Source organism: Streptacidiphilus rugosus AM-16 (assembly GCF_000744655.1).
GTDB lineage: Bacteria > Actinomycetota > Actinomycetes > Streptomycetales > Streptomycetaceae > Streptacidiphilus > Streptacidiphilus rugosus.
The window spans coordinates 2,341,484-2,354,153 of sequence record NZ_JQMJ01000004.1 but is presented as its reverse complement, the minus strand read 5'-3'; the positions used below and the strand labels follow the sequence as shown (position 1 = coordinate 2,354,153).

The window sequence follows — 12,670 nt, the reverse complement described above, 5'->3', positions numbered from 1 at the left end:
GCGCGGGGTCGCCTCGCGGCCTACCAGGCGTAGTCCTCCGGCGCGGGCCGGTGGCCGGGGAAGATGGCGTCCAGCTCGGCCAGGGCGTCCGCGTCGAGGGTGAGCTCCAGCGCGGCCAGCGCGGACTCCAACTGCCCGTCCGTGCGCGGGCCGATGATCGGCGCGGTCACCGCAGGCTGGTGGAGCAGCCAGGCCAGGGCGACCGTGCCCGGCTCCGCGCCGAGCTTGTCGCAGAAGTCCTCCCAGCGCTGCAACTGGGCGATCTGCGCCTGGTCCAGGTTCTTGAGCCTGCTCGCGCCGCGCACCCCCTCCTGCCCGGCCTTGCGCAGCACCCCGCCGAGCAGGCCGCCCTGCAGCGGCGACCACGGGATGACGCCGAGCCCGTGGTGCTCCGCGGACGGCAGCACCTCCAGCTCGACCGTCCTGGCCATCAGGTTGTAGAGCGACTGCTCGGCCACCAGCCCGACGTTGTTCCTGCGGGCGGCCGCGCCCTGCGCCGTGGCGATGTGCCAGCCGGCGAAGTTGCTGCTGCCGACGTAGAGGATCTTGCCCTGCTGGACCAGGACCTCCATCGCCTGCCAGATCTCGTCCCACGGCGCGGACCGGTCCACGTGGTGCATCTGGTAGAGGTCGATGTGGTCGGTGCCCAGCCGCTTCAGGCTGGCCTCGCACGCGCGGCGGATGTTCAGTGCCGAGAGCCGGCCCGCGTTGGGCCAGTGGTCCGGCGCGCCGGCGACGGGCATCTCGCCGTAGAGCTTGGTGGCCAGCACGGTCCGCTCGCGGCGGCCGCCGCCCTGGGCGAACCAGCTGCCGATGATCTCCTCGGTGCGGCCCTTGCCCGCGGTCTGCCCGTAGACGTTGGCGGTGTCGAAGAAGTTGATGCCCTGCGCGAGGGCCGTGTCCATGATCTGGTGCGCCCCCGCCTCCTCGGTGTGCGGGCCGAAGTTCATGGTGCCCAGGCAGAGCCGGGAGACGGACAGGCCGGTGCGGCCGAGCGAGGTGTAGTCCATGGGGTCACCCTCACCCGCCCGCCCCGGCTTGTCGAGACCGCCCCGCGCGGGCGGGCCGCCGGTCGGGGCGGGCCGGGTCAGCGCACCAGGACCGTCACGGCCCCGGAGACGCGGTCCAGCCAGAGGGGACCGCTCGGGGCCCGCCGCCCGAGCAGCCGGGCGCGGAACTGCTCCGTGCCGCGCGTCGTCGCCCGCACGGTGCGGGAGTAGGACCGCCAGGGTGCCGAGGAGCAGCCCAGCGACTGCCAGTTGCCGCCGCCGACCCGCTGGTCGAGGCAGAGGTAGGTGTAGCGGACCGAGTCGTCCCCGCCGGCCGCGGTGACCTGCACGTTCTGGCCGATCCTGAGCACCTGGGTGTTCACCTGGACGTGGACGCCGGACTTCGCGTAGGCGGTCCCCGGCACGAGGACGCCGCTGAGAGCCGCGGCGCCCACGGCGAGCAGTGCGGTGGTGCGGACACGGTGTGCGAAGTTGCCGGCCATGGTGGTGGGTCCCCCGAAAACTGAGATTTTATGCAAAGCCTATGCATGCTGGGACGCGCGTGGACGCCGGGCCGTTCCCGAGGGCGGCCTTCGCGGCCGGTCCGGCGTCTCGGCTAGACTGGTCGACGATCGAAGGGGAGTAGCCCCCACCGGACCGTCGACATACTGGCAGCCCCCAGCGGGCCGCCCGGCGCCCGGGGCACGAGGCGGCGACACAACAGTCGCCGGGTCGCGCTGGTGAGACCTTCGGCCGCAGCCGTCATACCCATGCCCGCTGCCGAGCCGAAGCGTCCCCGCAGTCGTGGGCCGGAGGCCGGCGCAGATCGACACTCGAGGACGATCCTTCCGTGAACAGCATCGCCGTCGCCGGCATCACCTTCGGCATCATCTTTCTCGCCGAGCTTCCCGACAAGACGGCTCTGGCCAGCCTCGTGCTCGGCACCCGCTACCGCGCCTCCTACGTCTTCGCGGGCGTCGCCGCGGCCATGGCCGTGCAGGTCAGCCTGGCGCTGGTGGCCGGCCGCCTGCTGTCGCTGCTGCCGCACCGCGCGGTCGAGGGCGTGGTCGGGGCGCTCTTCCTGGCCGGCGCGCTGATGCTCTTCCTGCACAAGGACGAGGAGGAGGACGCCGAGGGCGGTCGCACCCCCCGGTCGAACAGCTTCTGGCGGGTCGCCGGAGCGAGCTTCCTGATGGTCGCGGTGGCCGAGTTCGGCGATCTGACCCAGATCATGACCGCGAACCTGGCGGCCAAGTACAGCGACTGGCTCGCGGTCGGCCTCGGCTCCTGGCTGGCGCTCTGCGCGGTCGGCGGGCTGGCGATCCTCGGCGGCCAGAAGCTGATGAAGCACGTGCCGCTGAAGACCATCACCCGCGTCGCGGCGCTGATCATGCTGGTCTTCGCGGGCATCAGCATCACCGGCGCGATCACCGGCTGACCAGCGGCTCGAACGCGATTCCGCCCTCTCGCACGGGCCCTCGAAGAGTAGGGTGTCGGCGCATCCGGCCGGGTATGCCCGTGCCGAGATCGGTGACAGGCAGGGGGCTGCTGTGCACGTGCTGGGATGGACGGCGCTGCTGCTGCTCGTGGGAGCCGCGGCGGCGACCGGGTACTGGTGGTGGCGCTACCCCGGCGCCGCGCGCTTCGCCTTCGGTCCCGCCTTCGCCGCCGACCGGCGGGCGCTGCGCGGGGCCCGCCGGGAGCACCGTGCGCACCGGCGTCGCCTGGACCGGCACCTCGCCTCGCACCAGGCCGGAGTGAAGACCGCGGAGCGGGAACAGCAGAAACGTATCCGCACCGCGGAGCGGGCGCTCGCCGACGCCCGCGAGCCCGGTCCCGGCGCCCGCCTCGACGCTCTCGACTCGGTGGTGCTCCACGAGCGCGTGCTGCGGATCAGGGGGAAGAGCCTCGCGCTGGGCGAGGTCACCCAGGCCGAATCGGTTCCCCAGGGGGACTTCACCGAGCTGGTGGTCCGCCTCGCCTACGGCGGGATCGAGCGCGAGGACTACCCGTCCCGGCGCGGCGGCGGGGCGAAGCGGGGCGACGAGGGCGAGGAACCGGCCGGTTCGACGGCGCCGCTGCGCAGCTACCGCACGGTCCGGTCGTTCGCCGACCGGATCACCAACGCCGCGGCGGACGAACGCCGTCGGCTGGACCAGTTGCCGCAGCAGCTCGACCGGCTCAAGCGCGAGGTCGAGGAGGCGAAGGGCGACACCGGCGCGGTGGACGAGTCCCGCGCCGGACTCGAACGGGCCCGCACCCGCGCCGACCGGGACCCGGAACTGCTGCGCTCGCGCGACGACCTGGAGGACGCCAGGGAGATCTGGCGCGAGCTCGCCGGGCGGCTCCCGCCCGAGTGAGCGGCGCGCGGCCCTGCGGCGTCAGCCGTTGCCGCCGCCCTGGCGACCGCCGTTGCCGCTCATCAGGTCGGCCATCTTGGCCTGCGAGTTCGGCCCGAACACGCCGGGCGGGTCGCCCTGCACGTCGTACCAGATCTGGAAGGTCGCGACGTCGGCGGCCGTCTGATCGTCGTAGACGCCGGTGGCGTGCAAGCCCCGGTCGATCCACAGGGACCGCAGCTCGTGCTGGAGGGTGACCACGGCCGGGCCGGTGGAGCCGGTCTGCAGGGTGCCGTCGTCCGTGCCGTTCCCGCCGTTGTCCGTGGCGCTGGAGGAGGGCGAGGGGGAGGAGGGCGCCTGGCTCGTCGGCGCCACGGGAGCGGTGTGCCGGGCGGCGGAGGCCGACGGGTGCGTGCTCGGTCGGGTGGCGCTCGGCTTCGCCGAGTGGCTCGCGGTGGTCTTCGAGGGCGCGGGCTGCGTGCTGGGCGCGGCCGTGTCCGGAGCCACGGGAGCGGCCACGCCCGGGTCGGTCGGCTGCGCGGAGGCGACCGGGCTGCCGGAGTTGGACTGGGTCAGCAGCGCGATCACGGTCCCGGCGGCCGCCAGCGCGATCGCGCCGCCCGCCAGCGCCGCGGTCTTGCTGCGCCGCTGCGCCGCGCGGCGGGCCTCGGCCCGTCCGCCACCGCGCGGACCGGCGGCGGGGCCGCCGACCGGTACGGGCAGCGGCGCGGTCGCGGGCAGCGGCATGGGCAGCAGCGAGGTCGCCTCGACGTCGTGGGCGGGGGTCCGGGGTGCGGGCACGGGCGTCGTCGCGCCGACCCGTCGCACGGGGGAGGTCTCCGTCGGGGCCACCGGCGTGGGGAGCATCGGGTCGGGCAGCGGCACCGGCAGGTGCAGCGCCGGGCCGCCGTGGGGCGGCGTGCCGAAGTCGTCGTCGGCGGCGTGGACGTAGGGGCGCACCAGGGAGGGGTCGCCGTCGATCGGCGGCAGAACCGTCGTGTCGTCGTCGCTCCCGTCGCGTGGCGGAAACCCCATCACTCCCCCTGCTCCAGAACCACCCGCGCGCACGCGTCCCGTGCGTCGATCGCGCTGATTATGCAGCATTCATGCGAACGAGCGAACAGCTGCTCGTGTACCGATCATCCGGTGGGCCGTCAGTCGCTGAAGACCCGGCCCGGCGCGTCCAGTGAGTCGTCGGCCAAAGTGCGCAGCATGGCCACGAGTTCGGCGTGCTGCTCGGGGGAGTAGCCGTCCAGCTTCTCGCCGAGCAGGGCCAGCCGTGCCTCCGACAGACGGCTGATCACCTCCTGGCCGTTCGGGGTCAGCGTCAGCACGCCGCCGGCGTCGCGCTGCACCCGGCCGGAGGCGACCATGGCGTCCAGCTTCGGGCTGATCTCCTCGGGGGCCACCTTGAGCCGGCGGCAGATCTCCTCCTGGGTGATCGGGCCGGCATGGTGCAGCCGGAAGAGCCCGTAGGCCTGCGGCACGCTGATGTCGACGCCGGAACGGTCGATCGCGCGGCCGTAGCGTTCCCAGACGTTCTCCCGGCTGGAGAGCCGGGTGATCATGCCCTCGATCTCCTCCGCGGAGGTGCGGAAGGTCGGCGGCCCGGCGGCCTCGCCCTGGCCGGCGGCTTCGCGCGTCGCGGTGCGCAGCGGAACCTCGCGCAGGAACAGCGAGAGCACGAAGGCGATCACGGCGATCCCCGCGGCCACCAGGTAGACCGTCTGCAGCGAGACCGCGAAGATGTGCAGGAAGGGCTCGACGAGCGGCTTCTGCGCCGGGGTGGCGTGCGCGACGCTGGTCGGGTCGGCCAGCACCTGCTGCACGGGGAACTGCGGGGAGAGCGTCCCGTCGTGCTGCGCGGTGGTGATCTTCGAGTTCAGCTGGTTGTTGAGCACGGTGCCGAAGATGGACGCGCCGAACGAGCCGCCGATCGACCGGAAGTAGGTGACCCCGGAGGTCGCCGTGCCCAGGTCGGCGAAGTCCGTGGAGTTCTGCACGGCGATGATCAGCACCTGCATCACCAGGCCGAGCCCGAGGCCGAGCACCAGCATGTAGAAGCCCATCACGGTCGAGCTGGTCTTCTCGTCGACCTGGGCGAGCAGCACCAGGGCCAGGCAGGTCAGCGCGGTGCCGATGATCGGATAGATCTTGTACCGGCCGGTCCTGCTGATCAGCTGTCCGGTGCCGATCGAGGTGATCAGCACGCCGGCCATCATCGGCAGCAGGCGGAGCCCGGAGACGGTGGGCGAGTTGCCGTTCACCACCTGCATGTAGAGCGGGATGTAGGACAGCGCGCCGAACATGCACAGGCCGACGACGAAGCCGATGCCCGAGCAGACCGTGAAGATCCGGTTGCGGAACAGTCGCAGTGGCAGCACCGGCTCGGGGACCCGCTGTTCGACCAGCACGAAGGCGACGATCAGGACCACCGCGCCGATCGCGCAGCCCCAGACCTGCACCGAGTTCCAGTCCCAGGTGGTGCCGCCCAGGCTGGTGATCAGCACCAGGCAGGTGGAGGCGGCGGCCAGCAGCACCGTGCCGAGGTAGTCGATCCTGGGCCTGGTCTCCGGCTTCTTCGCGTGCAGCGCGGTGGCGATGACGAACAGTGCGACGGCGCCGACCGGCAGGTTGACGTAGAAGACCCAGCGCCAGTTCAGGTTGTCGACCAGGAAGCCGCCCAGCAGCGGTCCGACCACCGAGGAGACGCCGAAGACGGCGCCGATCACGCCCTGGTACCGCCCCCGCTCGCGCGGCGGCACCACGTCGGCGATCACCGCCATGGCGAGCACCATCAGCCCGCCGCCGCCCAGGCCCTGCACGGCACGGAAGGCGATCAGCTCGGCCATGTTCCTGGACTGCCCGCAGAGGGCCGAGCCGACCAGGAAGATGACGATGCTGATGATGAAGACGTGCTTGCGGCCGAAGAGGTCGCCGAGCTTGCCCCAGAGCGGGGTGGTCGCGGTGGCGGCCAGCATGTAGGCGGTGACCACCCAGGAGAGGTGGTTGGCTCCGCCGAGGTCGCCCACGATGGTCGGCAGCGCGGTGGAGACGATCGTCTGGTCCAGCGCGGCCAGGAACATGCCCAGCATCACGCCGAGAAAGACCAGCCGGACCCGGCGGGGACTCTCCTCGGTCGGAGGACCGTCCGGACGCGCGTCTACCGCCTGCTGCTGGGACATGTCCCAGACCTACCAGCGGCCGCTCCGCGCCGCTCCCGGACCGATCCGAACGGGTGAGTCGGGCACCGTCCCCGCAGGCCGGGCTTCGGGCGAAGCCCGCCCAACCGGGGCAGAACGGGGCACAGTTCCACGCGCGTAGCCATCGCGCGTAGAACTGATCTGACCTGCGCTTATGCAAACTCACAGCGGCAATCTTCCGATTCGCCACACGGGGTTCATCCGACCGCCCCATGCTGGCCCCTGAACGCCCTTCAGAATCCGTCCCGAATCCGTCCCGAAGGATCGCAGGAGGACCGTGTCCAGAACCCGTTCCCGCGTACTGCTCGCCGCCGTCGCAGCCGGTGGAGCCGTCGCGGCAGTCGTCGTCGCACCGACAGCCGGGGCGACGCCCTCGGCCGACGTGGTCGTCAGTCAGGTCTTCGGAGGAGGCGGCAACACCGGCGCCACTCTGAAGAACGACTTCATCGAGCTGCACAACAACGGCGCCACCGCCGTGGACCTGTCCGCCTGGTCGGTCCAGTACATCTCGGCGACCCCCGGCGCGACCACCACCTGGCAGGTCACCCCGCTCACCGGCAGCATCGCCCCCGGCGGGTACTACCTGGTCCAGGAGGCGGCGGGCACGGGCGGCACCGACGCGCTGCCGACCCCGGACGCCACCGGCTCGGTCAACATGAGCGGCACCAACGGCACCGTCGCGCTGGTCACCTCGCAGACCGCGCTGGCCTGCAAGACCGCGGCCGACTGCGCCGCCGACACCACCGTGCGCGACCTGGTCGGCTACGGCACCGCCGTGGTCCACGAGGGCAGCGCCGACGCGCCGGCCCTCAGCAACACCACCGCGGCCGCCCGCGACGCGGCCTCGACGGACACGGACCAGAACGGCGCCGACTTCACCGCCGTCACCCCCGGTCCGCGCAACACCGCGACCCCCGTCACCACGCCGTCCTCCTCGGCCTCGGCCTCCGCCTCGGCGTCCGCGTCCGCGTCGGCCAGCGCCTCCCCGACGCCGACGCCCGGCCCGCTGCGGATCCACGACATCCAGGGCACCTCCTGGCTCTCGCCGTACAACGGCAAGACGGTCACCGCCGTCCCCGGCGTGGTCACCGCGCTGCGCACCAGCGGCACCAAGGGCTTCTGGATCCAGGACCCGAACCCGGACGCCGACCCGGCCACCAGCGAGGGCGTCTTCGTCTACACCGGCTCCGCCGCCCCGACGGTCGCGGTGGGCGACTCGGTGCTGGTCACCGCCAAGGTGCAGCAGTACTACCCGCTGGCGAGCGGCGACACCGCGGCCACCACCTCGAACCTCTCGCAGACCGAGCTGACCGGCCCCACCGTCACCACGCTCAGCAGCGGCAACGCGCTGCCCGCGCCGATCGTGCTGAACGCCGGCACGGTCCCCTCGGTGTACGCCCCCGACCTCGGCGGCGCCAACATCGAGACCACCCCGATCACCCCGAGCCGCTCGGTGCTGGACTACTACGAGTCCATCGAGGGCATGCGGGTCGAGATCGACGACGCGCGGGTGATCGGCCCCACCGACGCCTACGGTGAGCAGTACGTCACGGTCAAGCCGACCGAGGCGGTCAGCTACCGCGGCGGCAGCGAGCTGCTGGGCGAGAACAAGACGCCGTCCGGCCGCCTGGAGGTCGTCGCCGACGACGGCAGCAAGCCCGGCGTCAGCGTGGGCGACGCCTTCACCGGCGCGACGGTCGGCGCCATCGACTACTCGCAGTACGGCGGCTTCCTGCTGGCCGCCTCCAGCCTGGGCACGGTCCAGTCGAACGGCCTGAAGCCGGTCGTGGCCACCCCCGGCAAGGCCAGGCAGCTCTCCATCGCCACCTACAACGTGGAGAACCTGGCCCCGTCCAACGCGGACAGCAAGTTCGCGGCGCTGGCCCAGGGCATCGTGACCAACCTGGCCAAGCCGGACATCGTCGCCCTGGAGGAGATCCAGGACAACTCCGGCGCCACCGACGACGGCACCGTCGCGGCCGACCAGACCATCGGCAAGCTCACCGCCGCGATCGCCGCGGCCGGGGGCCCGCAGTACAGCTACCGCGAGATCGACCCGGTCAACGACCAGGACGGCGGCCAGCCCGGCGGCAACATCCGCGTCGTGTTCCTGTTCAACCCGGCCCGGGTCTCCTTCGTGGACCGGGGCGCGGCGGACGTCAACCGCTCGACCACCGGCACCGCCGTCACCAAGGTCGACGGCGAGCCGCAGCTGACGCTGTCGCCCGGCCGGATCGACCCGACCAACCCGGTCTGGGGCTCCAGCCGCAAGCCGCTGGTCGGCGAGTTCAGCTTCGGCGGCAAGCCGGTCTTCGTCATCGCGAACCACTTCGACGCGAAGCTGGGCGACCAGAACCAGGACGGACGCTTCCAGTTCCCTGCGCAGTCCTCGGCGCTGCAGCGCTCCGGCCAGGCCCAGGTGGTGCACGACTTCGTGCAGCAGCTCCTGAACGCCAAGAAGAGCGCGAACGTGGTGGTCGTCGGCGACCTGAACGACTACCAGTTCAGCCCGGCGCTGCACTCGCTGACCACCGGCACGGCCGACGGCACCGGCCCGTCGATCCTGACCGACCTGATCACCACGCTGCCGACCGACCAGCAGTACACCTACGTGTACGAGGGCGTCTCGCAGGTGCTGGACCACATCCTGGTCTCGCCGGGCGTGGGCGACGTGTCGTACCAGGTGGTGCACATGAACTCCGAGTACGCGAACCAGACCAGCGACCACGACCCGCAGGAGGTCCAGTTCCGGCCGTAGTGCCGGAGACGGACCGACGGAGCGGCGGCCCGCGCACCTGCGGGCCGCCGCTCCCCGTTCGCGGGGCGTCAGGCGTACCGGACGTCCAGCCGCTTGATGCCGTTGAGCCAGGGCGAGCGCAGCCGTCTCGGGTCGCCGGTGAGGCGCATGTTCGGCATGGCGTCGGCGATGGCGTTGAAGATCAGGTCGATCTCCAGCCTGGCCAGGTTCGCGCCCAGGCAGAAGTGCGGGCCGCCGCCGCCGAAGCCGAGGTGCGGGTTCGGGTCGCGCAGGACGTCGAAGACCTCGGGGCGCTCGAAGACGGACTCGTCGTTGTTGGCCGAGGCGTAGAAGATCCCGACCCGCTGGCCGGCCTTGATCTCCGTGCCGCCCAGCTCGACGTCGCGCAGGGCGGTCCGCTGGAAGGAGGTCACCGGGGTGGCCCAGCGGACGATCTCGTCGGCGGCGGTCTGCGGCCGGCGCTGCTTGTAGAGCTCCCACTGCTCGGGGTGGGTCAGCAGTGCGTGCATGCCGTGGGTGGTGGCGTTGCGGGTGGTCTCGTTGCCCGCCACCGCGAGCACCAGCACGAAGAAGCCGAACTCGTCGGAGCTGAGGTTGCCCTGGTCGGAGGCGGCCACCAGTTTGGTGACGATGTCGTCGGCCGGGCAGCCCTTGCGCTCCTCGGCCATCCCCATGGCGTACATCATCAGTTCGGCGGCGGACTCCATGCCCTGCTGCTGCGTGATGGCCAGGTCGGGGTCGTCGTAGCCGACCATGGTGTTGGTCCAGTGGAAGATCTTGCCCCGGTCCTGCTGCGGGACGCCGATCAGTTCGGCGATCGCCTGGAGCGGCAGTTCGCAGGCGACGTCGGCGACGAAGTCGCCGCTGCCCTCCTTGATCGCGGAGTGGACGATCCGTTCGGCGCGGTCGCGCAGCGCGTCCTGGAGCGCGTTGACGGCGCGCGGGGTGAAGCCGCGCTGGACGATGGAGCGGAGCCGGGTGTGCTCCGGCGGGTCCATGTTCAGCATGATCAGCCGCTGGTTGTCGATGGCGTCCCGCTGGATGCCCGGGTGGAAGCGGATGATCGCGGTGTTGGCGCTGGAGGAGAAGGTCTCCGGGTGGGTGGACACCTCCTTGACGTCCGCGTGGCGGGTGACCGCCCAGTAGCCGCCGTCGTCGAAGCCGCTGGTGCCGTCCGCCTGCGGGATCCAGCAGACCGGGGCGCTCCGGCGCAGCTCCGCGAACTCCGGGAGCGGGATCCGCTGCTGGTTCAGTTCCGGATCGGTCGGGTCGAAACCGTTGGGCAGGGCCGGGCAGGACATCTCGGGGCCTCCAGTGCTGCGCCTCTCTGACGGAGCGTCAGATCTATCCCCGACGGTAGTAACACGTTCTAGTGGATGCAAGGGCCTTGCGCGAGGGCTCTGCGGCGAATACAAAGGTCCGCAGAACTAGAACGAGTATCAGTTCTAGGCCAGTCGGGAGGGACTGCTCATGGCCGCTGAGCCCGTCATCGTCGAGGCAGTACGGACTCCGATCGGGAAGCGGGGCGGCGCGCTCGCCAACCTGCATCCCGCCTACCTGCTCGGCGAGACCTTCCGCGAACTCCTCGCGCGCACCGGCGTGCAGCCGGACGTGGTCGAGCAGATCGTCAGCGGAACGGTGACCCACGCGGGCGAGCAGTCGATGAACCCGGCGCGCAACGCCTGGCTCGCGATGGGGCTGCCCTACGAGGTCCCGGCCACCACCGTGGACTGTCAGTGCGGGTCCTCGCAGCAGGCCAACCACATGATCCACAACATGGTCGCGGCGGGCGCCATCGACGTGGGCGTGGCCTGCGGCGTCGAGTCGATGTCGCGGGTCCCGCTCGGCAGCGGCTCCGCGGGCGGGATCGGGCGCCCGTTCCCCGAGGAGTGGAACGTCGACCTGCCCAACCAGTTCGAGGCCGCCGAGCGGATCGCCCGCCACCGCGGGCTGACCCGGGCGGACGTGGACGGGCTCGGCCTGCTCTCCCAGCAGCGCGCCCAGCAGGCGTGGGCGGAGGAGCGGTTCAAGCGCGAGACCTACGCGGTGCAGGTGCCCACCACGGAGGCGGAACAGGCGGCCGGCCAGGGCATGTGGCGGCTCTTCGACCGCGACGAGGGTCTGCGCGACACCTCGCTCGACGCGCTGGCCGGACTGAAGCCGGTGATGCCGACGGCGATCCACACGGCGGGCAACTCCTCGCAGATCTCCGACGGTTCGGCCGCCGTGATGTGGGCCTCGCGGCGCGCCGCGCGGGCGCTGGGGCTCACCCCGCGCGCCCGCATCGTCGCCCAGGCGCTCGTCGGCGCGGACCCGCACTACCACCTGGACGGACCGATCGACGCGACCCGTGCGGTGCTGGGCAAGGCGGGCATGACGCTGAAGGACATCGACATCGTCGAGATCAACGAGGCGTTCGCCTCGGTGGTGCTGTCCTGGGCCCAGGTGATGAAGGCCGACATGGAGAAGGTCAACGTCAACGGCGGGGCCATCGCCCTCGGGCACCCGGTGGGCTGCACCGGCGCCCGGCTGATCACCACCGCGCTGCACGAACTGGAGCGCAGCGGCAAGGAGTTCGCCCTGGTCACCATGTGCGCGGGTGGCGCGCTGGCGACGGGGACGATCATCCAGCGGCTCTGAGCGGTCGCCCGCCCGACGCCGGCGGTCGTGAACTACGGTGTCCGCCATGAGCAGTGAAGACTGGCTGGCGGACACCCGGACGTCCTACGACACCCTCGCGGCCGCCTACGCGGACTGGGTGCGCGACCTCCTCGACGAGACGCCCCACGAACGCGCGGCCCTCGCCCTCTTCGCCGACCAGGTGCGCAGCGCCGGCGGCGGCGCGGTGGCGGACGTGGGGTGCGGGCCGGGCCGGATCACGGCCCACCTGCGGAGCCTGGGGGTGGACGCGTTCGGGATCGACCTGTCCCCGGCGATGATCGAGGTGGCCCGCCGGGACCACCCCCGCCTGCGGTTCGAGACCGGCTCGATGACCGACCTCGACGCGCACGTCGACGACGCCTCATTGGCCGGCCTGCTCGCCTGGTACTCGCTGATCCACGTCCCCGAGGAGGAGATCGGGACGGTCCTCGGCCACTTCCGCCGCGCCCTGCGGCCAGGCGCTCCGCTGCTGCTCGCCTTCCACGTCGGGGACGAGTCGGTGCTGCGCACGAAGGGCTTCGACGGCAGCCCCGTCCACGTCCACGTCCACCGGCGGCAGCCGGACCGGGTCGCGGCCCGGCTCGACGCGGCGGGCTTCACCGTCGAGGCCCAGACCACGCTGACCTCGGCGGAGAGCCCTCGCGGCGCGATGATCTTCGCGAGGCGGCGCCCCGACCCGGAGTAGGGGTGCCGGTGGGCCGTCGGCCGGAGGCGTGCTCG

10 protein-coding genes are annotated in these 12,670 nt (G+C 71.9%); 5 read left to right on the top strand and 5 right to left on the bottom strand.

Annotated features, from left to right (window positions below):
- Positions 1-20: 20 nt before the first annotated feature.
- Both BS83_RS19750 and BS83_RS19745 read right to left on the bottom strand, forming a co-directional pair.
- On the bottom strand, positions 21-1,010 hold the full coding sequence (locus BS83_RS19750; RefSeq protein WP_037605027.1) for an aldo/keto reductase: 990 nt from the start codon (positions 1,008-1,010) through the stop codon (positions 21-23).
- A 77-nt stretch (positions 1,011-1,087) separates the two neighbouring features.
- Positions 1,088-1,492 carry a hypothetical protein gene (locus BS83_RS19745; RefSeq protein WP_037605026.1) on the bottom strand — a complete coding sequence of 135 codons (405 nt, stop codon included), beginning with the start codon at positions 1,490-1,492 and terminating at the stop codon, positions 1,088-1,090.
- A 347-nt stretch (positions 1,493-1,839) separates the two neighbouring features.
- On the opposite strand from BS83_RS19745, the gene BS83_RS19740 reads away from it, so the two are divergent.
- Positions 1,840-2,427, top strand: coding sequence for a TMEM165/GDT1 family protein (locus BS83_RS19740; protein WP_037605025.1), 588 nt, complete (start codon positions 1,840-1,842; stop codon positions 2,425-2,427).
- Positions 2,428-2,539: 112 nt separating this feature from the next.
- Positions 2,540-3,349, top strand: coding sequence for a hypothetical protein (locus tag BS83_RS41955; RefSeq protein ID WP_051943390.1), 810 nt, complete (start codon positions 2,540-2,542; stop codon positions 3,347-3,349).
- 21 nt (positions 3,350-3,370) lie between these two features.
- On the opposite strand, the gene BS83_RS19730 is transcribed toward BS83_RS41955, so the two are convergent.
- Both BS83_RS19730 and BS83_RS19725 read right to left on the bottom strand, forming a co-directional pair.
- Complete coding sequence (locus tag BS83_RS19730; protein ID WP_037605024.1) at positions 3,371-4,363, bottom strand: peptidoglycan-binding domain-containing protein; 993 nt, start codon at positions 4,361-4,363, stop codon at positions 3,371-3,373.
- Between the two features lie 119 nt (positions 4,364-4,482).
- Positions 4,483-6,513: an MFS transporter gene (locus BS83_RS19725; RefSeq protein WP_037605023.1), complete on the bottom strand. Its 2,031-nt coding sequence runs from the start codon at positions 6,511-6,513 to the stop codon at positions 4,483-4,485.
- A gap of 295 nt (positions 6,514-6,808) precedes the next feature.
- On the opposite strand from BS83_RS19725, the gene BS83_RS19720 reads away from it, so the two are divergent.
- Positions 6,809-9,289 carry a lamin tail domain-containing protein gene (locus tag BS83_RS19720; protein WP_037605022.1) on the top strand — a complete coding sequence of 827 codons (2,481 nt, stop codon included), beginning with the start codon at positions 6,809-6,811 and terminating at the stop codon, positions 9,287-9,289.
- 68 nt (positions 9,290-9,357) lie between these two features.
- Here the strand turns inward: BS83_RS19720 and BS83_RS19715 are convergent, their stop codons facing one another.
- The gene (locus tag BS83_RS19715; protein ID WP_037605021.1) at positions 9,358-10,590 is read right to left on the bottom strand and encodes a cytochrome P450; all 1,233 of its coding nucleotides are present in this window, start codon (positions 10,588-10,590) and stop codon (positions 9,358-9,360) included.
- A gap of 169 nt (positions 10,591-10,759) precedes the next feature.
- On the opposite strand from BS83_RS19715, the gene BS83_RS19710 reads away from it, so the two are divergent.
- A complete protein-coding gene (locus BS83_RS19710) occupies positions 10,760-11,929 on the top strand; it encodes a steroid 3-ketoacyl-CoA thiolase (RefSeq protein WP_037605020.1) in 1,170 nt (389 codons plus the stop codon).
- Positions 11,930-11,975: 46 nt separating this feature from the next.
- On the top strand, positions 11,976-12,635 hold the full coding sequence (locus tag BS83_RS19705; protein WP_037605019.1) for a class I SAM-dependent DNA methyltransferase: 660 nt from the start codon (positions 11,976-11,978) through the stop codon (positions 12,633-12,635).
- Positions 12,636-12,670 lie beyond the last annotated feature (35 nt).